The 20,746-nt window shown below is 62.8% G+C and carries 23 protein-coding genes; 17 read left to right on the forward strand and 6 right to left on the reverse strand.

Going from position 1 to position 20,746, the window contains the following annotated elements:
• Window positions 1–33: 33 nt before the first annotated feature.
• Both JNX00_RS12120 and JNX00_RS12125 read left to right on the forward strand, forming a co-directional pair.
• Window positions 34–999 carry an ATP-binding protein gene (locus JNX00_RS12120; RefSeq protein WP_204742433.1) on the forward strand — a complete coding sequence of 322 codons (966 nt, stop codon included), beginning with the start codon at window positions 34–36 and terminating at the stop codon, window positions 997–999.
• On the forward strand, window positions 980–2,491 hold the full coding sequence (locus tag JNX00_RS12125; protein ID WP_204742434.1) for a hypothetical protein: 1,512 nt from the start codon (window positions 980–982) through the stop codon (window positions 2,489–2,491). The genes JNX00_RS12120 and JNX00_RS12125 overlap by 20 nt, the downstream gene beginning before the upstream one ends.
• Before the next feature lie 244 nt (window positions 2,492–2,735).
• Here the strand turns inward: JNX00_RS12125 and JNX00_RS12130 are convergent, their stop codons facing one another.
• Window positions 2,736–4,388, reverse strand: a complete 1,653-nt coding sequence (locus JNX00_RS12130; RefSeq protein WP_204742435.1) for a tannase/feruloyl esterase family alpha/beta hydrolase — start codon at window positions 4,386–4,388, stop codon at window positions 2,736–2,738.
• Between the two features lie 230 nt (window positions 4,389–4,618).
• On the opposite strand from JNX00_RS12130, the gene JNX00_RS12135 reads away from it, so the two are divergent.
• On the forward strand, window positions 4,619–5,506 hold the full coding sequence (locus JNX00_RS12135; RefSeq protein WP_204742436.1) for an AraC family transcriptional regulator: 888 nt from the start codon (window positions 4,619–4,621) through the stop codon (window positions 5,504–5,506).
• 106 nt (window positions 5,507–5,612) lie between these two features.
• Here the strand turns inward: JNX00_RS12135 and JNX00_RS12140 are convergent, their stop codons facing one another.
• The 3 genes from JNX00_RS12140 to JNX00_RS12150 are packed head-to-tail and all read right to left on the reverse strand — an operon-like array spanning window position 5,613 to window position 7,446.
• Window positions 5,613–6,020: a hypothetical protein gene (locus tag JNX00_RS12140; RefSeq protein ID WP_204742437.1), complete on the reverse strand. Its 408-nt coding sequence runs from the start codon at window positions 6,018–6,020 to the stop codon at window positions 5,613–5,615.
• Window positions 6,017–6,631, reverse strand: a complete 615-nt coding sequence (gene ypfH / locus JNX00_RS12145) for an esterase (protein WP_204742438.1) — start codon at window positions 6,629–6,631, stop codon at window positions 6,017–6,019. Before ypfH ends, JNX00_RS12140 begins: the two co-directional genes overlap by 4 nt.
• Window positions 6,628–7,446, reverse strand: a complete 819-nt coding sequence (locus JNX00_RS12150) for a class III extradiol ring-cleavage dioxygenase (protein ID WP_345774086.1) — start codon at window positions 7,444–7,446, stop codon at window positions 6,628–6,630. Before JNX00_RS12150 ends, ypfH begins: the two co-directional genes overlap by 4 nt.
• A gap of 132 nt (window positions 7,447–7,578) precedes the next feature.
• On the opposite strand from JNX00_RS12150, the gene JNX00_RS12155 reads away from it, so the two are divergent.
• Window positions 7,579–8,145, forward strand: coding sequence for an antibiotic biosynthesis monooxygenase (locus JNX00_RS12155; protein WP_239478131.1), 567 nt, complete (start codon window positions 7,579–7,581; stop codon window positions 8,143–8,145).
• A gap of 1 nt (window position 8,146) precedes the next feature.
• Here the strand turns inward: JNX00_RS12155 and JNX00_RS12160 are convergent, their stop codons facing one another.
• Complete coding sequence (locus JNX00_RS12160) at window positions 8,147–9,046, reverse strand: LysR family transcriptional regulator (RefSeq protein WP_204742439.1); 900 nt, start codon at window positions 9,044–9,046, stop codon at window positions 8,147–8,149.
• Between JNX00_RS12160 and JNX00_RS12165 the strand changes: the two genes are divergently transcribed.
• Together JNX00_RS12165 and JNX00_RS12170 are read left to right on the forward strand one after the other, a co-directional pair.
• Window positions 9,045–9,797 carry an NAD(P)-binding domain-containing protein gene (locus JNX00_RS12165; RefSeq protein WP_345774087.1) on the forward strand — a complete coding sequence of 251 codons (753 nt, stop codon included), beginning with the start codon at window positions 9,045–9,047 and terminating at the stop codon, window positions 9,795–9,797. The genes JNX00_RS12160 and JNX00_RS12165 overlap by 2 nt on opposite strands.
• Window positions 9,798–9,827: 30 nt before the next feature.
• Window positions 9,828–10,034, forward strand: coding sequence for a 4-oxalocrotonate tautomerase family protein (locus JNX00_RS12170; protein ID WP_204742441.1), 207 nt, complete (start codon window positions 9,828–9,830; stop codon window positions 10,032–10,034).
• A gap of 74 nt (window positions 10,035–10,108) precedes the next feature.
• Here the strand turns inward: JNX00_RS12170 and JNX00_RS12175 are convergent, their stop codons facing one another.
• Window positions 10,109–11,053, reverse strand: coding sequence for a LysR family transcriptional regulator (locus tag JNX00_RS12175; RefSeq protein WP_204742442.1), 945 nt, complete (start codon window positions 11,051–11,053; stop codon window positions 10,109–10,111).
• A 117-nt stretch (window positions 11,054–11,170) separates the two neighbouring features.
• Between JNX00_RS12175 and JNX00_RS12180 the strand changes: the two genes are divergently transcribed.
• The 11 genes from JNX00_RS12180 (at window position 11,171) to JNX00_RS12230 (ending at window position 20,737) form a co-directional block, all read left to right on the forward strand.
• Window positions 11,171–12,157 (forward strand): 2Fe-2S iron-sulfur cluster-binding protein, encoded by a 987-nt coding sequence (locus JNX00_RS12180; RefSeq protein ID WP_204742443.1) that lies wholly within the window; start codon window positions 11,171–11,173, stop codon window positions 12,155–12,157.
• A 14-nt stretch (window positions 12,158–12,171) separates the two neighbouring features.
• Window positions 12,172–13,221 carry a gentisate 1,2-dioxygenase gene (gtdA, locus tag JNX00_RS12185; protein ID WP_204742444.1) on the forward strand — a complete coding sequence of 350 codons (1,050 nt, stop codon included), beginning with the start codon at window positions 12,172–12,174 and terminating at the stop codon, window positions 13,219–13,221.
• A gap of 25 nt (window positions 13,222–13,246) precedes the next feature.
• Window positions 13,247–13,942 carry a fumarylacetoacetate hydrolase family protein gene (locus tag JNX00_RS12190; RefSeq protein ID WP_204742445.1) on the forward strand — a complete coding sequence of 232 codons (696 nt, stop codon included), beginning with the start codon at window positions 13,247–13,249 and terminating at the stop codon, window positions 13,940–13,942.
• Window positions 13,943–13,971: 29 nt separating this feature from the next.
• On the forward strand, window positions 13,972–15,231 hold the full coding sequence (locus tag JNX00_RS12195) for an aromatic ring-hydroxylating dioxygenase subunit alpha (RefSeq protein WP_204742446.1): 1,260 nt from the start codon (window positions 13,972–13,974) through the stop codon (window positions 15,229–15,231).
• Window positions 15,232–15,236: 5 nt separating this feature from the next.
• Window positions 15,237–15,725, forward strand: coding sequence for an aromatic-ring-hydroxylating dioxygenase subunit beta (locus JNX00_RS12200; RefSeq protein ID WP_239478132.1), 489 nt, complete (start codon window positions 15,237–15,239; stop codon window positions 15,723–15,725).
• 8 nt (window positions 15,726–15,733) lie between these two features.
• On the forward strand, window positions 15,734–16,054 hold the full coding sequence (locus JNX00_RS12205) for a non-heme iron oxygenase ferredoxin subunit (RefSeq protein ID WP_204742447.1): 321 nt from the start codon (window positions 15,734–15,736) through the stop codon (window positions 16,052–16,054).
• A gap of 84 nt (window positions 16,055–16,138) precedes the next feature.
• Window positions 16,139–17,299 (forward strand): ABC transporter substrate-binding protein, encoded by a 1,161-nt coding sequence (locus JNX00_RS12210; protein ID WP_204742448.1) that lies wholly within the window; start codon window positions 16,139–16,141, stop codon window positions 17,297–17,299.
• A gap of 14 nt (window positions 17,300–17,313) precedes the next feature.
• Window positions 17,314–18,234, forward strand: coding sequence for a branched-chain amino acid ABC transporter permease (locus tag JNX00_RS12215; protein WP_204742449.1), 921 nt, complete (start codon window positions 17,314–17,316; stop codon window positions 18,232–18,234).
• A gap of 13 nt (window positions 18,235–18,247) precedes the next feature.
• Window positions 18,248–19,249: a branched-chain amino acid ABC transporter permease gene (locus tag JNX00_RS12220; protein WP_204742450.1), complete on the forward strand. Its 1,002-nt coding sequence runs from the start codon at window positions 18,248–18,250 to the stop codon at window positions 19,247–19,249.
• Between the two features lie 2 nt (window positions 19,250–19,251).
• A complete protein-coding gene (locus JNX00_RS12225; RefSeq protein WP_204742451.1) occupies window positions 19,252–19,998 on the forward strand; it encodes an ABC transporter ATP-binding protein in 747 nt (248 codons plus the stop codon).
• A 10-nt stretch (window positions 19,999–20,008) separates the two neighbouring features.
• Window positions 20,009–20,737: an ABC transporter ATP-binding protein gene (locus tag JNX00_RS12230; RefSeq protein ID WP_204742452.1), complete on the forward strand. Its 729-nt coding sequence runs from the start codon at window positions 20,009–20,011 to the stop codon at window positions 20,735–20,737.
• Window positions 20,738–20,746 lie beyond the last annotated feature (9 nt).

Consider the following 20,746-nt stretch of genomic DNA (forward strand, 5'->3'; position numbering starts at 1 on the left):
GCTGGCCAATCGCGCGCAAAGCTGCGAGCGTCTTTGCTCCAGGAAGGTCAGGAGCGCGATCATTGCTACGAACACCACACGCTGATCACCAACAAAGTCCGTTTGCCGACGCCATCTGTGAGGGCGGCGTATGAGCTTGTGTCGCAGGCAGTGGTGCACAGGGAAACCGGCTTGGTGCTGGTCGCTGACTTTCGTATAGGCAAGACAACCGCTTTGGAGGTGATCTCGATCCTCATCCAGGACGTCTATCCGAACCTGGCTATCGGGGCGGTGATCGCAAAGGCGCACCACCGACCAAGCGACGCCAAATTCTTCGGCGATCTGCTTTTCTCCTTCGGTCACAGCGCATGGAAGCATGGCACCGCGTCGGTGAAGAACTTTCGACTGATCGAGGCCATGCGTGCGCAAGCCCATAGATCCGGTGGTGATCGCTACTTGCTCTTTGTGGACGAGGGGCAAAACTGGGGTGAGAGCGAGCTGACCCACTTACGCGACTTGGCCAACGAGCTTCGCAGCGCTGGCATCTCACTCATTACGGTGTTCTTCGCTCACCCATTGCTTCTCGATACACGTTCCGAGTTGTTGAACAAGCGTCGAACCGATCTGGTTGGTCGGTTTCTCAGGCGCTTCTACTACTTCCACGGCGTCAGGACGTGTGATGAACTTCGCGAGATTTTGACCATGCACGATGACCCTAGCGTTGCGGAGTACCCAGCGGGCAGCGGGATCTCGTACACAGAATTCTTCATGCCACGCGCTTGGTTGGGTGGCTGGCGCATGGCACATGAGGCACAGGCGCTTTTCAATGCGTTTACTGGCGCTGGCGTGAACGGTGGGGCAGTCGCGGAGGGACCTGAGTTCGCGATGGAGTGGGTGTCTGGCGCGATACGCAACTTTCTCCTGTCTCAGGCAGAGAGTGACAGCGTTGACTTCAGCCCTGCAAAGTCCGCATGGGACGATGCAGTTCTCTCGAGTGGATATGCATCCGTTCTTCGGTAGCGACTCCGCCAAGTCGCTGGGTCAAGCTGCCGCCCACAGCCTCACTGACTGCAGCGCCTCGTTTGTCGAACTCGAGGGACCCTACACCCGACTCGGCAAGCTGTGCATTGTGAATGCGATGAATGCACAACAAATTTGCCACGCCCTCACCAAAAAGTCTTTATCGCATTCAGACAACAGCTTCCATCACTCACGCTCACTTCTACACAGCCCCTGGCTCAAGGAGGTGGAAGCAAACAGTTTGATCGGAAAGGAGATCACTGCATTCTCCATGGATGGTCTCTGTGGCAATTGGGCATCGCGCATCGCGTCTGACGAGCACCTGAGGTTCTGCTCATCTTGCTTACGCGTTGGATTTCAGTCTTCTCTCTTTCAAATCGATGCGCTCACACGATGTCCGATCCACGATGATCCGCTTCTTGAACATTGCCCGCATTGCCAGCAACCAACACCTCGCTACGCACTCACTGCAGAAGGGTTTGATGCGCCCTTACATTGCGTCCGATGCGGGCTGCCTTACGCTGCTTTTTGGGGTGAGAAGAGACTCCGGTATGAGGCTGCAAGAACACTTGAACTCGAGCGCTTGCGGATCATCGCGCGGGAACTCGGTGCTTCTAAGTCTTTGGTCACCCGATGGCCTGACTTCGATGCTTGGCGGATGGAGCCACAGCACTCTTCGGCTTCGCGGACTGTGCGTGCAGCGACTGCCACTTCCCTCGGTGAGGTGTTGCACTTGACTGCGTTTCGAAACGACGCCTTCACCATCTATGCTGAAGACGCGAGATCAGACATCTTCTCAGACCAACCCCAGACCAACCTGGTAGTTTTGAATCTGGCTCGACGCCGGCAGATCTACAAGTCCGTGAGACGGCAAATCGAGGAGACAATTCAACCGATCGTTCGTCTTCGCCGCCTGGGCATCCGTCACATCCATGATTTTTTGGATATCGACTGGGTGTCAGGTACTGCCTTGCCGATCTCCCGGGAACTACCGGAAGAGGTGCACGCATGGGTGCTTTGGCGACACCGATGCGAGTCAAACTTCCTGAGCGCCTTGATGCTTGGTAGCGCTGATCCCGGCTGTGTGAACGTCCGCTGCGAAGAACTGGAACTGAGAGCCGCTGTTTGTCAGTGGCCCGCACGCTGGGAAGCCAGCCCCGAGCTTTGGGGAAGGTTCGTTTGGCACTGCTTTTGGGAGGATCTGAAGACGGCCTCTGACTGGAAGCGGCTAGCCGAAGACGCCCTCAATGAGACTGAAAGGTCTTTCGTTCCAAGAAGATGGCCACTCGCGGTTGCCAAATCCTGGGCGATTCATGAATCGCTGAGGGGGCGATTGAGCCCTCTGTTCAAGCCTTGGCCGGAGGCTTTGACTGCCTACGCTTGCTGCCTGCAGGATGCCAGTAGTCCTAGACTGATCATGATCGCCCGATCACATGCAAACCAGCTGCAAGCGTGCAGCCCCAAGACAAGAGCTGCTTTACTGCCAATCTAAACTTCGACCTGAACAAAGTGTCTGTGAAAGCGGTAGAGGCTCGCTTTTTGATTGTCGATCCGAGCCTGAGCCAAAGTTAGCTTCTCGATCGCATTAAGCCCGGTGGGGCTTAATGCGAAAGGCCTGCGAACAGAGGGCGATCAGGCTTGCCCGGTTCTGCACGCGCACCGGACTTAAGTCACCGTCGGCGGTTTCATACCATACGCCGGTGATTCACGTTACATAGCGCCCTTGCAGCCGAACATCAAGGTGTTGCGCAGAAATAGTTGGCTGCCTCATCCGTACTGCCAACGCCTCGGTACTTCGCCACCTGCGGGTAGGGACACAGTGGGCGCGTGCGTGTGACCACGCCGCCTGCGATGCGGGACGCGACGATCTCGTTCGGCGCCACGCCCTTCTCCGACCAGGCCATGAGGGCGCGGAAGACGTCGGTCTTCGGCTCCATCGGCACCGCGCCGCTGGAACCCTGGCCGAACTGATCGACACCCGTGCCGCCACTGCAGTGGCCCATGCCCCCCACCATGTACAGGCGCGAGAAGGCGCTGGCGTTGGCTGCGCCCATGGTCTGCTTCACGCGCTCGTAGTAGTTCACCGTGCCGCGCGGCATGATCAGGTTGTCGGACCAGCCGTGGTACAGGATGAGCTTGCCCCCGCGTGCCTGGAACGCCGACAGGTCGGGGTTGTCGGTGGCCATGCGCGGGCCCACCTGCGCGATGTTGTCGCTGAAGAAGGCCTCGTAGTTGAGGTAGTCCAGCGTGTTCCAGTCCCAAGCCGGATCGAAGTACACCCAGTAACGCGCCTGCTCGATCGGGATCGGGAACGGGTTGGCACCCGCCAGCGCGGCCAGGCTGGTACCGCGCTCCAGCCCCGGCCACAGCAGGTTGCCGCCCGCGCCGCGCGCGCCGCCCCAGATCTTCTTGATGGCGCTGGCCTCGCCCGGCGTGAGGCAGCTGTTGTCGGCGCATGCCGGGGTGGTGATGGTGAGGTCGTTGGTCGGGTCGTAGTCGCAGGTGCGCGGGTCGTCGATCACGCCATCGATCACGCCGTCTTGGGCGTCGCAAACCGCGACCGCGCGATTGGTGGCCAGCGTCTGCTTGGCGGTGGCGATCGGTCCGCCCGCGTCCTCGCGCATCGCGATCTGCGGCCAGATGTGGTACGCCTGAAAGCGGTCCCAGTGAATGGCGGGCGCACCCGCGAGGATGGCGTCGAAGTCTTCCGGGTATCGTTGCGCCATCATCAGACCCTGGCGCCCGCCGGTGGAGCAGCCGTACCAGTACGAACGCACCGGGTCCCGCCCGTAGAAGGCCTTGGTGAGCTGCTTGCCCACCACCGCCATGAGGTGCATGGAGCGGTGCGCGAAGTCCTCTTGCGCCGGCACGTTGGGGTTGCCGGGCGAGAGCATGCCAAAGGCGCCCGAAAGGGGGCTGCCGGTGTGGCCGGTGTCGGTCTTGACGCCCACGAAGCCCTGGCGCACGGAGTCGGTGGTCACGCCCAGTTGCGTGTTGCCCGCGTACACGCCATTGCCCTCGGCGCGGAAGCGCCCGTTCCAGTTGGCAGCCGGGAGCGTCACCCACACATTGACGGCAGGGTCGATGCGTACCTTGACCAGGCAGTAGTCTCGGTCGCGCGCGCCGCCGCCGGTGGTGGTGCCGGTGAGCACTTCGGTGATGGTCACCGGTGCGTCGGCCGTGAGCGCGGCTGCGCCGATGCCGGCCATGTCGCAGCTGGTGGTCGGGTTGATGGAAATGTTGTCGAAGTCCACCTCGGGGGTGGGCGTGGCGGGGGCGGTGCCAGATCCTCCACCGCCGCCGCAGGCTGCCAGCAGCAGGGCGGTGACACTGGCCGCCACGGCGTGGCGGCGGGGGCGGCGCATGGGCGCTCGGGGCTGTTCTTTCACGTCGGTCTCCTCGGTCGCGGGTTGTCGGGGAGCCGCATTGCATCGTCGCCACGCGCGACCGTCTTTCAACATCGGACCAGGATTTCACCGAAGCACCGCGGACCTAGGGATTGCCCGGAAGTGAAAACGCGCTAGCAGCTATGCCGCGGATGTATGGCGCACGGGTGCCTTGCGGTGCCAGACTTGGCGATGCCCGCGCATCGACGGGATAGTGAATTGAGGAGACGCGGATGGCTCGATCAATGGCGCGCGAGGCGCCGGTCAACCCCTTGCAGGAGCGCAACCTGCTCAGCGCACAGGCTGTGTCGCGCTGGGCTGGCCTTCCCATCGGATGGGTACAGGCGGTGCCCGAAGTGGCGGGTTCGTGCGAGACGGCCGGCCAGACCTTGCTGGCCCTGCTCGAGTGCGGTCAGGCGCAGGCCGAGTTCCACTACGGCGCGCGCAGCTTCGGCTTCGATCTGGGGGCAGGCGCCATGGGCCTGTTCACGCCCGGCGGTCATGCGGACGTATCGCGCTGGCGCTGCCAGGGGGTGCGGCGCATCATGCTGCAGTTCGATCACGCGGGACTGGCCGACCCGGTTCTGTCGGATCAGCTGGCGCGCATGCCGCTCAGGCCCGAGCTGGAATTCCACGACGATGGCCTCGCCTCGGTACTGCGCGCCATGGTGCGTGAGGTGGCCGAGGGTTGCCCCAGTGGCACGTTGTTCGCCGAATCACTTTCCCTGGGTGTGGCCATGCGGCTGCAGGAGCGTGCGGCCCGACGGCACGCACCCGCGCGCGAACGCGGCAGGCTGTCGCTGGCCCAGGCACGCCGCGTGGAGGATCTGGTGCGCGTGCGCCTTGCTCAGGCGCTGACGATCGGTGATCTCGCGCAGGCTGCCGGCTTCAGCCGAACGCAGTTTGTGCGGCTTTTCAAGAACACGTTTGCCTGTACGCCTTACCAGTACGTTCTCGACATGCGTTTGCAGCGCGCGCGCACACTCGTGATGGGCGGCGATGCGCCGCTGGCCGGCATCGCTGATGAGACTGGCTTTTCGAGCCAGAGCCACATGACGACCGCCTTCTTGCGCGCTTTCGGTGCAACACCGGGTGAGCTGCGGCGCGCAGGGAGGTGTTAAGTCACCGGCGCCCCGCGGAAGGACCTTGAGATAGTTGTCGGTCAGCACGAAGGGAAGCATGCTGGTGCCCTGCCGGCGCGGTGGCACGACCTGTCCGGGCAGCAGGTCACTCGATCTCGACACGCGACAGGGCACCGTGGTGGACAAGCTCGCGTAACAGCACCAGGCCTGCGAGGAGCACGCGGTCCATGGGGCGCCCGAAGGCAATGTCGTCAGCCGCGCGGGTGAAGACCTGCTCGACGTCTGCCGGCTCCAGGGTCACGGGCGCTGCGAGGAACTGGCGCAGCTGACCCTGAGTGTCCTGAACGTGTAGGACTGCGCCACGCAGCGACTTGCTGAACGGCATGAGCCAGTCCTCTGCCCGCTCGATGGCCGATTCGATATCGATGCTGTGCAGCGGCCTTGCAGCGGTTGGAAGGATCGCAGTGGCGCCACCCTCGAGACGTCCGAGGACATGGGTGCCGTCGCGGATCTCGATCACGTCCGATCGCAGTACAAGGTCAGTGCGGCTCACGCCAGCGCCTCCACCACGCCTTGGGCGGCTCGCGCGTCGATGCCATGGCCCAGGTCGGGCACGATCTGCGCGTAGCCGTCGGAGCCCAATGACCGCAACCGTTCGGCCGCCTCCTGGCTGAAGTGCGGGGAGATGACGCCGTCGAGATCGCCGTGGACAAAGCGGAACTTCACGCCTTGCGGTGCAAGGCGCGGAGGTTGGGCAAAACGCCCAGCAACCGCCACCACGCATTGCGCCAGCACGTTCGCCTGGGTCGATTCCAGGGACATGATGGCGCCCTGCGAAAAACCGACAAGGCTGGTCTGAGGGGGGCCCAGACCGGTTTCGGCCTGCCATTGCTCGACCTGCGCAACGAACGCAGGCAGTGCCTGGGCCACGCGCGCCGGCCGGTTTTCTTCCGTGACGCCCGCGACAGAGAACCACTCACGCCCGCCGCCCATGGACGAAGGGTGCGGGCCGTCCACGCTCACCACTATGGCGTTCGGTATGGCGTTGGCGATATGCCGACCCAGCGGAACGAGGTTTGCAGCAGACGAACCGACGCCGTGGAACAACAGGATCAGTTGCGATGCGTTAGAGGGCCGGGCGACGACCACCGACGCGGCGTTCATGGCGCCACCTCATCGCCCAGGGTCAGGTCACGCCCGAACAGGTAGGACTCCATGGCCAGCACGCCGTGCGTTATGCCGCCATCCAGGACTGTCGCGCGTCGGGTGTCGCGCGCTGCACCCAGTGCCACCGGCAGTGGCAGGAAGTGCTCCGTGGTGGGGTGCGCGCGCTGCGCATGGGGCGCACGCTCTAGCGCATTGACGACCTTCGTCACATCGCCCTGCTGAACGGCCGCTCGCACCCACTCGGTGAATTCGCGCGCGTAGGCCGCTTCGGCGCTCGTGCGCGCTCGAAACTCGTACAGGTTGTGTGTCAGGCTGCCTGAGCCAATCACCAGAACCCCCTCGTCGGACAGAGGAGCCAGGGCCTGGCCCAGTGCATAGGCCTTGCGCTCATCGAGGTCGCTGGGCATCGAGACCTGCAGAACCGGGATCTCGGCGTTGGGATAGAGGTGCAGCAACGGCACCCATGCACCATGGTCGAGCCCGCGCTGCGGATCGATGCCCGCCGACCATCCCGCCTCGGTCAGCAAGGTGACGATGCGTTGCGCGAGCGCCGGGTCGCCCACGACAGGGTAGTGGATTTCGTAGAGCTTGGAATCGAACCCGCCGAAATCGTGGATGGTCTCGGGACGACGGGCTCCCGTCACCTTCACATTGCCATGCGTAATCCAGTGGGGAGAGACCACCACGATGGCGCGTGGGCGGTCCAGTTGATGGCCGAGGGCCGCCAACTGCGCGCCGGAAACGCCGGGTTCGATGGCAAAGGTGGGCGCACCGTGCGAAACGAAGAGGGCGGGCTGGCTGATCATGTTCATGCCACCACTGTAGGTGCTGCATCAACACCAATAAAGAGGCGCACGCGAGACGCTTTATCCCGGCTAACGAAACAATGGGGGCCTGCGCAGCGAACACAATCCGGTGTTCCACCTGTGCGGAGATCGGCCAACGTGAGCGAAACCCAGGAACATGCCGTGATGATGTTGGTCAGCCGCCGCGTCAAGCCAGGCAGCGAGGCTGCCTACGAACAGGCTTGCCAGCACATGATGGCTGCCGCCTCTCGCTTTGACGGTTACCTGGGCGCACAGCTCGTACATCCGGGCGAAGAGCCGGATGTCGAGGATCCGTTGTTCCATGTGATCCTTGCGTTCGACTCAGCCACACACTTGGCTCGCTGGCAGGAGTCCCCGGAGCGTCAACTAGGTATCGCTGCAACAGTGCCACATGTCGAAGGGGGGACTCAGATCCGGCATATCAATGGTCTGGCCCATTGGTTCAAACCCCCGGGTTCATCGAGCCTTCGACCGCCGCCCCGGTGGAAAGTGGCCATAGTGACATGGCTGGGGATCTGCCCGACCGTTTATGTCTTGTTCAAGCTGCTGGATCCTTGGCTTGCGAGCTGGCCGCTGCTGCCTCGGGTGATCGTGTTGACACTGCTCGTTGTAGCAGCAATGACATGGCTGATTGCGCCCCAGCTCACGCGTGTCTTCAGGCGCTGGCTCTACGTCTCGCCCTAGTTCAATCGGGCCACGAGGGCTTGCGGAAAGCTTCCACCAGAAAATCGATCATCAGACGAACCTTCGGAGATACGTGCTTACGTGTCGGGTACACCGCATAAACACCCAATTCGATCGAGCGGTATCGCGGCAGCACCTCGACCAGGGCCCCCGAGAGCAGGTGCGGCCCAATCAGGAAGGTCGGTTGCAGCACCAGCCCTTGCCCCTGCAACGCCGCCGCACAGCAGGTGTCGCCACTGTTGCTTCGCATGCGGGGCGACACCTTGACCGTTACTTCACCTTCTGGACCCTGGAATTGCCAATGCTCTCCCATGGCCAGCAGCGCGTACGTGATCACGGCATGCTGACCCAGATCAGTGGGTTGTCGCGGCACCCCGTGGCGGCGTAAGTAGTCGGGCGAGGCGCACAGTACCAGCCGGGTAGTGGCCAGTCGGCGCGAGATCAACGATGAGCTGGGCAGGCGGGCAATGCGCACGGCCAGGTCGTAGCCCTCGTCCACGAGGTCTACCATGCGATCGCCGATTGTCACGTCCAGCATGACCTTCGGGTTTCGCTCCATGAACGTGGGCCACAGCGGCGCGAGGTAGAGCATGCCGAACGTCACGGGCACATTGACGCGCAGCTGACCTGCGGCCTCGCCGATGCGGGCGGTGATCTCGGCCTCGGCCTCTTCGACGTCGCTCAGGAGTTCGGTGCAACGCTCGCGGAAGACGTCGCCCTCTTCGGTCAACGAGAGCTTGCGTGTTGTTCGCTGCAGCAGGCGAACCCCGAGCCTTGCCTCCAGATCGCCCACCAGTCGCGAGACCGCTGATTTCGACATACCAAGGTGGTCTGCAGCCTTCACGAAGCTGCCCGACTCGACCACGGCCACAAAGGCCCGCATTTCCATGAACTTGTCCATGGGCGAGATCGTCCCAGATTTCGGGAAGGTTCGTCCACTTGCAGGTGGTTTTATCCCGAGATCGAAACTTCTACAGTCCTTCTCATCGCAGCGATGTCGCTGCTTCAACGAAGGAAATGTCATGAAGATCACGGTCATTGGCGCTGGCAACATGGGCGCCGCGTTCGTCAAGCAACTCACCCGCGCAGGCCACCAGGTGTCCGTTACCGCGCGCGACAGCGCCAAGGCGCAAGCCATTGCCTCTGCAAATACGGGTGCAAGGGCGGTGGCTGCCGCCGGCGCAGCCGACGATGCCGATCTCGTGGTGCTGGCCACCGGCTACGCCGATGCCGTGGATGCCCTGCGTTCGGTGGGCGACCTCTCCGGCAAGCCGGTGCTGGACATCACCAACCCGCTCACCGCCGACTACATGGGTCTCACGCTGGGCCACAGCACCTCGGCCGGCGAAGAGCTCGCCAAAGCGTTTCCCGGCGCAGCGTTCGTGAAGGGCTTCAACACCGTGTTCGCGCAGGTGCTGGCCGACGGCCCGTACCTCGGCGGCCAGACCGTGAGCGTTTTCCTGGCCAGCGACAGCGAGCGCGCCAAGCAGACCGCGCGCGCAGTGGCCGAAAGCCTGGGCTTTGCCGTGGTGGACGCCGGCAGCCTGAAGAACGCGCGCTACCTCGAGCCCCTCGCTGGCCTGAATATCTACCTCGGCTATGGCGCCGGCCTGGGCACCAACATTGCCCCGACCTGGATTCGCAAGGCCTGACACCCTTTTCAAACCTGAGAGGAACCCACCATGCCAGTCGTTCGCGTTTCCTGGTTCAGCGGCAAGGACGCTGCCGCCAAACAGGCGGTGGCCGAGGACATCACCCGCAGCATCGTTGATCGCACCGGAACCCCGGCCGAGTACATCTACGTCATCTTCGAAGACGTGGCACCCTCGAACTGGGCGGGTGCCGGCAAGTTGTTTGGTCCCGGCGACAGTCCAACTAACGGCACTTGATCCCGCTGGGAGCAGCGTCTCCCCGTTGGAACCCTGAGCCCGATCCTGGCGGACCGGCTCAGGGCACTTACGCATCAGCGTTCCCCGGTGGTCGGCCGACGGCGCGAGGAACTTGCGTCTTGAGCGAACAGTTCGAACACCAGTCCTCTCAACCACTGGTTGGCTGGCGAGCGATGCACCTTCGCGTGCCAGAACGCGTTGATGGCGATCTCGGGCAACCGGGCCGGGTGCGTAACGTAGGTCAAGCCGAAAGGGTGGGCCAGACCTTGCGCCAACCGCTCAGGCACCGTGGCGAGCAGATCCGAACTCTGCAGGATGTGCCCCACGCTCACGTAGTGGGGAACGGTCAGGCGCACCGTGCGGTCGATCCCGGCGCGCCGGATCAACTCGTCGACTTTGCCGTGTCCGGTGCCCGCCGTGATCACGACCAGATGCTCCGCAGCGCGGAACTCGTTGAGCGACATGCGCTTCTTCTCCAGCGGATGCCCCTTGCGAAACAGGCACACATAGCGTTGCATGAAGAGGCGGCGCTGGAAGAAGCCCGCCTTGAGCTGCGGCAACAAGCCGATGGCCAGATCGACCTTGCCCGACTCCATGTCCTCCCGCAGGTTGACAGCCGTGGTGCGCACGGTGTTGATCATCAGGCTCGGTGCCTCGCGCTTGAGTCGATCCAGCAGAGTGGGCAGGAAAACGATCTCGCCGATGTCAGTCATACCGATCGTCATGGAGCCCTTCACCTTGGCCGGCTCGAAGCGAATCTGCTGGTTCAGGCCGCTGTGAATCATGCCCAGCGCGTAGCCGATTGGCTCTGAGAGTTGTTCGGCGTAGGGCGTCGGGACCATGCCCGCCGGCGTTCTCAGAAAGAGCTCGTCGCCCAGGGTCCGGCGCAGCTTTGCCAAGGTGTTGCTCACCGCGGGCTGGGTGATGCCCAGCTTCTCCGCCACCTTGGAAACCCGCCGCTCCACTATCAACTCCTGAAATAGTACGAGCTGGTTGAGATCGATGTCGGTGAGGTCCATGGGGGGTCTCCTTCATCACTGAACGTGATGTGATGTATTTCCCGAATTCTATTGGCTGATCGGCCTGCAAGCGGGAAGATGCGCCCCATTGCAGCCCCCAATGGCCACATTGCACCCATGGAAGTTCTCGTTCAGCCTCTCAACCGCGTGATTCGCGTGGAAGCCGGTGCCAACCTGCTCGACGCGCTGCGCGAGGCGCAGGTGCCCATGTCGTATTCGTGCATGGCCGGTCGCTGCGGAACCTGCCGCTGCAAGGTGCTGGACGGGGAGGTGCTCGAAGGCGGCGTGGATCAGCAGCGCCCTGGCGCGGGACGAGATTCTTATGTTCTGGCTTGCCGCACCTACATCACCGAGCCCTGCACCATCGAGATTCCCGAGCCCGACGAGGTGGTGGTCCACCCGGCACGCATCGTCAAGTCCACGGTCGAGGCGATCGAAGACCTCACTCACGACATCAAGCGGCTGCTGCTTAGGCCAGCCAAGCCGATCGATTTTTCGCCCGGCCAGTACGTGCAGCTGCAGTTCACGCCCGATCACATTCGGCCGTACTCGATGGCAGGCCTCAGTGGCGATGGGCTCTACGAGTTCCATATCCGCCTGGTGCCAGATGGACGGGTGACCGGCTATGTGGCCAACACGCTCAAGGTGGGCGATTCGGTGCGCATCAGCGGCCCGCTGGGTTCGGCCTACCTGCGCCGCAAACACGAAGGACCGATGTTGTGCGTGGCGGGCGGAACAGGGTTGGCGCCCATCCTGTCGATCCTGCGCGGCGCCGTCCGGGACGGCATGACGAACCCCATTCACCTGTATTTCGGTGTGCGATCGCCGCAGGACATCTACGGACTGAACGATCTTGAAGCGTTGCAGGCAGAACACCCGCAACTCAAGACGCACATCGTCGTGAGCTCAGGTGGCATTCCTTCGAAGCATCGATGTGGCCTGGTCACCAAGGCTATTGAGGACGACCTTGGTGATCTGGATGGCTGGCGAGCCTATCTGTGTGGTTCGCCACCCATGGTCGAAGCGGCCACGCTGGTGGTGCGCAACAAGGGCATCACGCCCGAGCACGTATACGCCGACGCGTTCTATACCCAAGGCACTTGAAAAGGGGACCGTTCATGGACACTGCAACCAGTCCGAAGACTGCGGCCAAGGCCGAGCGCTACGAGTATTACAGTCGAATCAGCGCAGAGAACATGACACCGCTGTGGGAAGTGCTGTCTGCGCTCGTGCCGCCGCACCCGCGCACGCAAGCCAAGCCCGCGATATGGAACTATCGGCAGGTCCGGGAGCAGGTGATGGAGGCCGGTCGCCTCATCACGGCGGAGGAGGCCGAGCGGCGCGTTCTCATTCTTGAAAATCCAGCACTGCGCGGACAGTCCTGCATCACGCAGACCCTGTATGCCGGCTTGCAACTGATCCTGCCTGGGGAGGTGGCCCCGGCGCACCGACACACACAATCCGCGTTGCGCCTTGTGCTCGATGGCGAGGGTGCGTACACCGCGGTGGATGGCGAGCGAACCACCATGCGCCGTGGCGACTTCATCATCACGCCTGCGTGGACCTGGCACGACCATGGCAACGAGGGTGACCAACCTGTGGTCTGGCTGGACGGTCTGGACATCCCGATCGTGAGGTTTCTGGACGCCGGGTTTGCCGAAAAGAGCGAAGACCAGACGCAGCGGCCCTTGCGACCCGAAGGTGATGCCCTGGCACGGTACGGCGCCAACATGGTGCCGCTGGACTACGCCCCGCGCCCGACCGACCCCACGAAGGTGTTCGTGTACCCCTTTGCTCGCACGCGCGAGTCGCTCAAGGCCATCGCCCATGGTGCACCAGATACGCACCATGGATTCAAGCTGCGTTACGTCAATCCGGCCACCGGCGCATCGCCAATGCCGACCATCGGCGCTTTCGCCCAGCACCTGCCCGCGGGCTTTCAGACCAAGCCTTACCGAAGCACCGACGCCACCGTGTATGTGTGCCTGGAAGGCGCGGGCCACGTCAAGGTCGGCGAAAACCACTGGCGCTTCGAGGAGAACGATGTGTTCGTCGTTCCCTCGTGGCATTCGGTTGAAGTCCAGGCCGAGCGAGACACCATCTTGTTCAGCTTCTCCGATCGCCCTGTGCAGCAGGCGCTTGGACTGTGGCGCGAACAACGCCTCTAACCCCACACAGAGACAAGGAACATTCATGAATCTTGCTGTTGCAGCACCCCGTGTGCACACGCTTAGCGTGGCAGGCCGGGAGGAGCGTTTTCCGGTCAACCGTGTCTTCTGCGTCGGGCGCAATTACGCTGCCCATGCGCGCGAGATGGGTAAGGACCCGGACCGTGAACCGCCGTTCTTCTTCATGAAACCTGCCCACGCGGTGGTGGACGCTGCACAGCCAGCCACCGTCCCGTACCCGAGCATGACGCGCAACTACCACCACGAGATCGAACTGGTGGTGGCCATCGGTGCCGGCGGGCGCGATATCCCCGTCGACAAGGCACTCGACCTGGTCTACGGCTATGCCGTGGGTCTGGACATGACGCGCCGCGACGTCCAGCTTGAAGCGCGGGACAAAGGGCGTCCCTGGGAGTTCGGGAAATCGTTCGCGCTGTCGGCGCCCATCGGCCGGATCCACCGCAGCGCCGACATCGGTCACCCCAAGTCGGGCGCCATCACGTTGACCGTCAACGGTCAGCCGCGCCAGTCGTCGGACATCGATAAGCTGATCTGGTCGGTCGCCGAATGCATTGCCCATCTGTCGGCGTACGAAGCGTTGGAGCCGGGCGATCTCATCATGACGGGAACGCCCGAGGGCGTGAACGCCGTCGTGGCCGGCGACACCATGGTCGGCGCGATCGCCGGCCTGGAGCCGATCGAGGTCAAGGTCACGCCCTGAACGCCAGGGCATATTCCAAGGAGACAACGATGGAAGCGACGATCAAGGTCTTTCCGCGCGAGCCGCAATGGGAAACCGAGGGTACCCACCGCATCCCGTTCCTCGCCTATACGGACGAGGAGCTCTACAAACGCGAGCTTGAGCGCTTCTTCTACAAGGGGCATTGGTGCTACGTCGGCCTGGAAGCCGAGGTGCCCAATCCGGGTGACTTCAAGCGCACCGTGGTGGGGGAACGCTCGGTGATCCTCACCCGGGATGCCGACGGACAGATCAACGTGGTGGAAAACGTGTGCGCGCACCGTGGCATGCGTTTCTGCCGGGAACGCCACGGCAATCGCAAGGAATTCGTCTGTCCCTACCACCAGTGGAACTACACGCTCAAGGGTGACCTGCAGGGTGTCCCCTTCCGCCGCGGGGTGAAACAGGACGGTCAGGTGCACGGTGGCATGCCGGCGGACTTCAAGACCAGCGACCACGGACTCACCAAACTCAAGGTGGCGGTGCGCGGCGGTGTCGTCTTCGCCTCTTTCGATCACGACGTCGAATCGCTCGAGGAATACCTGGGCCCGACCATCCTGGGCTACTTTGACCGCCTCTTCAACGGGCGAAAGCTCAAGATCCTCGGCTACAACCGCCAGCGAATTCCGGGCAACTGGAAGTTGATGCAGGAGAACATCAAGGATCCGTACCACCCAGGCCTGCTGCACACCTGGTTCGTGACCTTCGGCCTCTGGCGCGCCGACAACAAGTCGCAGCTGCGCATGGACGACAAGTTCCGCCACGCCGCCATGATCAGCACACGTGGCAACGCAGGCAAGGCGGACCAGGTAACGCAGGTGTCCAGCTTCAAGGAGAGCATGCAGCTCAACGATCCGAGTTTCCTGGACATCGTCCCAGAACCCTGGTGGGGTGGCCCCACGGCGGTGATGACCACCATCTTCCCGAGCGTGATCCTGCAACAGCAGGTCAACAGTGTGTCCACGCGCCACATCCAGCCCAACGGACACGGCAGCTTCGACTTCGTGTGGACGCACTTCGGCTTTGAGGACGATACGGAAGAGATGACCCAGCGCCGCCTGCGCCAGGCCAACCTTTTTGGACCCGCAGGTTTCGTGAGTGCAGATGATGGTGAGGTGATCGAGTTCTCGCAGCAAGGATTCGAGAGCAAGCCCTTCCACCGCGCGGTGGCCGAGCTCGGGGGCAAAGAGGTCGAGAACACCGAACACATGGTGACCGAGACGCTGATTCGCGGCATGTACCGCTACTGGCGCAACGTGATGGAGGCCTAAAGATCATGAGCATCAGCAGCAAGATGAGCTTCGATGACTGGCTCGCGCTGAATCAGCTCTACGCTGACTACGCCGCTGCCGTGGACTCTGGTCAGTGGGACCTGTGGCCCGAGTTCTTTACCGAAAAATGCGTCTACCGTTTGCAGCCTCGCGAGAACCACGAGCGCGGGTTTCCGCTCGCCACGCTCTCCTTCACCAGCAAGGGCATGTTGAAGGACCGGGTTTACGGTATCCGGGAGACGCTGTTCCATGACCCGTACTACCAGCGACACGTGGTGGGCACTCCCGTGGTCCGTCATGCAGACAACGGTCGCTACCAGTGCGAGGCGAACTACGCTGTGCTGCGCACCAAGCTGTCCGAGGCGAGCACCGTGTTCAACGTGGGTCGCTACATCGACACCGTGGTGAAGACGTCCGAGGGTCTGAAGTTCGAATCGCGTCAGTGCATCTATGACAGCGAGATGATCCCCAACTCCATCATCTATCCCATCTGAGGTTGTCCATGAGCAATGCCGCCCCCTGGTTCGATGTACTGGCCACTGATGATCTGCCTAACGATGACGTGATCGGCATACAGGTGGCCGGCAAGGACATTGCCCTTTACACCGTCGGCGAAGACGTTTTCGCCACCGACAACCTTTGCACGCACGGTAATGCTCGGCTCTGTGATGGTTTCCTCGATGGCCATGAAATCGAGTGTCCGCTGCATCAAGGCAAGTTCGACGTTCGTGACGGTCGACCTGCCTGCGACCCGGTGACCGAGCCGCTGCGCACGTATCCCGTGCGCATTGAAGGCAGTCGCGTGTTTCTTCAGATCGGTTAGAGCCGGTCTTCCATCGCCGCTTCCGGACCCGTCTTCATGCGGGTCTTGAGGTTTCCTTTGCCCTATTGCATCCCGGAGACAAACATGAACAGACTCTTTCCTCGAGTGGCGGTGGCCGCCGCGCTGACGGTCGGCCTCTGTGGCCTCACATTTGCGCAGACCAAGATCGGGTTCGTCGCCCCATTGTCCGGGCCCCAGGCCCTGGTGGGGCAGGACCAGCTCGATGGCTTCCTGCTGGCGCTCGATCAACTGGGAGGCAAGCTCGGTGGTCAGCCTGCCGCGGTGGTGCGCGAAGACGATCAGCTCAAGCCGGAGGTGGGCCAACAGGCCGTCCGCAAGCTGATTGATCGCGACAAAGTGGATGCCATTGTCGGGTTGTCGTTCTCGAACGTGCTGATGGGCAGCTTGCCGCGCCTGGTGGAGTCGGGCGTGGTCACGATTGCAACCAATGCCGGCCCGTCACCGATCGCAGGGGCCCAGTGCAAGGCCAACCTGTTCTCGATGGCCTGGCAGAACGATGGTGCGGCCGAGGCAATGGGCAAGTTTGTCCAGGACCGTGGCATCAAGCGCGTGTACCTGATGGCCCCAAACTACCAGGCTGGCAAGGACATGCTGGCTGGCTTCAAGCGTCATTACAAAGGGCAGATCGTCGATGAGGTCTACACCCAGGTGAACCAGCCTGACTACTCGGCAGAGATTGCGCAGTTGCAGGCATCGGGTGCAGAGGCGGTCTTTGTCTTCTATCCAGGTGGCATGGGCATCAACTTCGTCAAGCAGTTCAACCAGGCGGGTCTCACCGGCAAGCTACCGATGTACTCGGTGTTCACCGTCGACGGCACAACGTTGCCATCGCTGCGGGATGCCGCAGTTGGTGTTGTTGGCGGCGCCATGTACGACGCGTCGCTGGACACGCCCGAGAACCGCAAGTTCGTGAGTGCCTTCGAGGCGCGATTCAAGCGCACACCCAGCCTGTACGCCGCGGCCGGATACGACGCCGCGAATGTGCTCGACCTGGCTTTCAAGAAAGCCGGTGGCGATGCCAGCAAGCTGGCCGCGTCGGTCAAAGCGGCGGGCAGCGAGTTCAAATCGGTTCGCGGACCGTTCCGCTTCGGCAAGAACAACATGCCGGTGCAGAACTACTACGCGTTCGAGACGGTTCGCGAAGGTGGAAAACCTGTGACCCGCCAGATCGGCGTGCCGCTGACCGCACACGTCGACCCCTACGCTGCCCAGTGCACGCTCTGAACCGGTAGGCGATCATGAGTGCGACGCTGTTGCTGGCGCAGTTGCTCAACGGCCTTCAGTACGGCGTCCTGCTGTTTCTGTTGGCCGCGGGGCTGACGCTGGTATTCGGGATCATGAGCTTCGTGAACCTGGCGCATGGTTCCCTCTACATGATGGGCGCCTATGCTGCCGCCGTGGCCTATGGCCAGACGGGCTCCTTTCTTGCGTCGATTGCGGCGGCCATGGGCGTTGCACTGGTCATCAGCCTGGTGCTGGAGCGAACCATCATTGCCCGCCTGTACCGGCGTGATCACCTCGACCATGTGCTCGCCACGTTCGGCCTGGTGATGTTCTTCAACGAGGCGGTTCGACTGATCTGGGGGCCACAACCCATGTTCGTCGAGGTTCCCGAAGTCCTGGCGGGTACGGTGAACCTGTTCGGCTTCAGCTACCCGTCCTACCGCTTCGCGATCATCGTCACCGGTTTGCTGGTCGCGGTTGGCGCCTGGTTGTTGATTCACAAGACGCGCATCGGGATGTTGATCCGCGCCGGTGCCCAGAATCCGCAACTGGTGGGCGCGTTGGGCGTCAACATCGGCTTTCTCAATGCCATGCTGTTCGGTGTCGGCGCGGCACTGGCGGGCCTTGCAGGTGCCATGGCCGGGCCGCTGCTGTCGGTGCAGTCGGGCATGGGCGAGCCTGTGCTGATCACCACGCTGGTGGTGATCGTGATCGGCGGCATCGGATCGGTTTCCGGTGCGTTCTACGCCGCGCTTATCGTGGGTCTGGTGGATACGCTGGGGCGCGTGATGTTGCCGTTGCTGTTGCGCCAGGTATTCGAGCGTTCGGTGGCTGATGCCGCCGGCCCCGCGCTGGCATCCATGAGCGTGTATCTCCTGATGGCCGCGGTCCTCGCGATCAAGCCGCAAGGGCTGTTCCCGGCCCGCAAGGGTTGAAGGGGTAAATCGCATGAAATCCGCATCCTTTTTCTCACCGACTACCCTGGTCGCGATCATCCTGTTTGCCAGCTTTGCGACGGTGCCCTTTGTGGCAGCTGTCATCGACGAACCGTTCTGGACTTCCTTCTTCGCACGCATCCTGATCTACGCAGTGGCCGCTTCAGCGCTCAATCTGGCGTTGGGTTATGGCGGGCTGGTGAGCTTTGGCCACGCGCTCTTTCTCGGGCTGGGCGTTTACGCGGTGGCGCTGCCTTCCCACTATGGCGTGGCCAATGGCTTCGCGCATCTGGGATTCGCGCTGCTGGCCTGCGGCCTGGTGGCACTGGCGGTGGGCGTCGTGAGCCTGCGCACGTCGGGCATGGCGTTCATCATGATCACGCTGGCCTTTGCGCAGATGGGTTACTTTCTTTTCGTGAGCCTGAAGCAATACGGTGGTGACGACGGACTGGCGATCATGTCGACCAGCGTCTTCGGCCCCTTCGATCTCGGCGGAACCACCAAGGTGTATGTCGCGGCATGGCTGGTGCTGGCCGCACTGACGCTGTGGATGGCAAAGCTGCGTGCATCACCCTTCGGCATGGCGCTGCGCGGCAGCCGGCAGAACCCGCGCCGCGTCAATGCCATGGGGTTGCAGACGCGGCAAGTGCAATTGGTGGCCTTTGTGCTGTCGGGCACCGTTTGTGGCGTGGCCGGTCTGTTGCTGGCCAACCTCAATGCCTTCGCCTCACCCAGCTCCATGGCCTGGACGGTCTCTGGCGAACTCATCGTCATGGTGGTGCTCGGTGGTATGGGCACTGTATTCGGACCCGTGGTCGGCGCTTTGCTCTACCTCGGCCTGGAAGAGATCCTCAAGGCCTGGACGGAGCATTGGATGGCCGTGTTCGGTCCATTGATCGTGCTGTTCACGCTGATGGGCAAGCGTGGCATCGTGGGCGTGATCGAGGCCGCCCTCGACGCGCGTGGCGACAAGGCCCGGGCGGCGTCCACCGCCGCCGTATCGGAGGGCCACTGACCATGACGGCATTGCAGACACATGGCCTCGTCAAGCGGTACGGGGCATTGCTGGTGACCGATGACGTGAGCCTGGATGTGCGCCCGGGCGAGTTGCATGCGGTAATCGGTCCCAACGGCGCGGGCAAGACCACGCTGATCAACCAGTTGAGCGGTGAACTCGCGTCCGATCAGGGGCGCGTGGTTTTCCAGGGCAACGACCTCACGCCGCAGCCGGTGCACCTGCGCGCGCGTGCGGGCTTGCTTCGTTCCTACCAGATCACCTCGATATTTGAGGAGTTCACCGTGCTGGAGAACGCAGTGCTGGCAGCCATGGCGGTTCGTTCGAGCGTGTGGCGCTTCTGGCGTCCCATGCTGTCGGATCCGCAGGCATTGGCCAACGCGCGCGAGGCGGTGGACCTGGCCGGGCTGAGCGCTCAGGCCGAGTGGGTGGCGGGCGAGCTGGCATACGGTCAACGCAGGCAGCTCGAGCTGGCGATGGCGCTTGCGGCGAAGCCGAAGTTCCTGCTGCTCGATGAGCCCATGGCGGGCATGAGCGTTCAGGAGTCCGCAGCTGTCGTGGCGCTGCTCCAGCGCCTGAAGCGGCAGTACGCCATCCTGCTGGTGGAGCACGACATGGACGCCGTGTTCTCGCTGGCTGATCGGATCACGGTGCTTGTCTATGGGCGTGTGATGTTCACTGGAACCGTGGAGGAGGTTCGTGCCCACCCCGAGGTGCGCGCGGTCTACCTCGGCGAAGAATCGGTGTGAGGCGCACGAGATGAGCGAAAGTTTTCTGAATGTGCGTGGTCTGCAGGCCGGGTACGGCCGTGCGCAGGTTCTGTTCGACGTGAGCTTCGATGTGAAGCCTGGTCAGGTGGTCACCCTGCTCGGACGCAACGGAATGGGTCGATCCACCACCATCAAGTGCCTGTTCGGCATGCTGCCTGCGCTGGGAGGCGAGATCCGCATCGGCGGAGAACGGGTCAATGGACTTCCCTCGCACCGGATCGCTCGAAAGGGCCTGGCCATCGTGCCCGAAGGACGTCAGATCTTCACAGAGCTCACGGTGGAGGAAAACCTGGTGGCCACGGCACGTAATGCGAGTCCTGCGGGCAGCCAGCGCCAAAAGGCCTCCTGGGGCCTTGATCGCGTCTACGGATTCTTTCCCCGGCTGCAGGAGCGACGCAACAACCTGGGCTGGCAGCTTTCGGGTGGCGAGCAGCAGATGCTGGCGATTGGCCGTGCACTGATGACCAACCCCAGCCTGCTGGTGCTCGATGAGGCCACCGAAGGCCTGGCGCCCGTCATCCGCGAAGAGATCTGGCGCACGCTGGATCAGCTCAAGCAGGACGGGCTCGCGCAGATCGTGATCGACAAGAACGTGCGCCGCCTGATGGACCTGGCAGATCAACACTACGTGATCGAGAAAGGACGCATCGTCTGGAGTGGCGATTCCCGGGCTTTGCGCGCATCGCCCGACATCGTCCATCAGTACATGGGTGTCTGAGCGCAAGGC

The organism is Hydrogenophaga sp. YM1 (assembly GCF_016903055.1).
GTDB classification, from domain to species: Bacteria; Pseudomonadota; Gammaproteobacteria; order Burkholderiales; family Burkholderiaceae_C; genus Hydrogenophaga; species Hydrogenophaga borbori.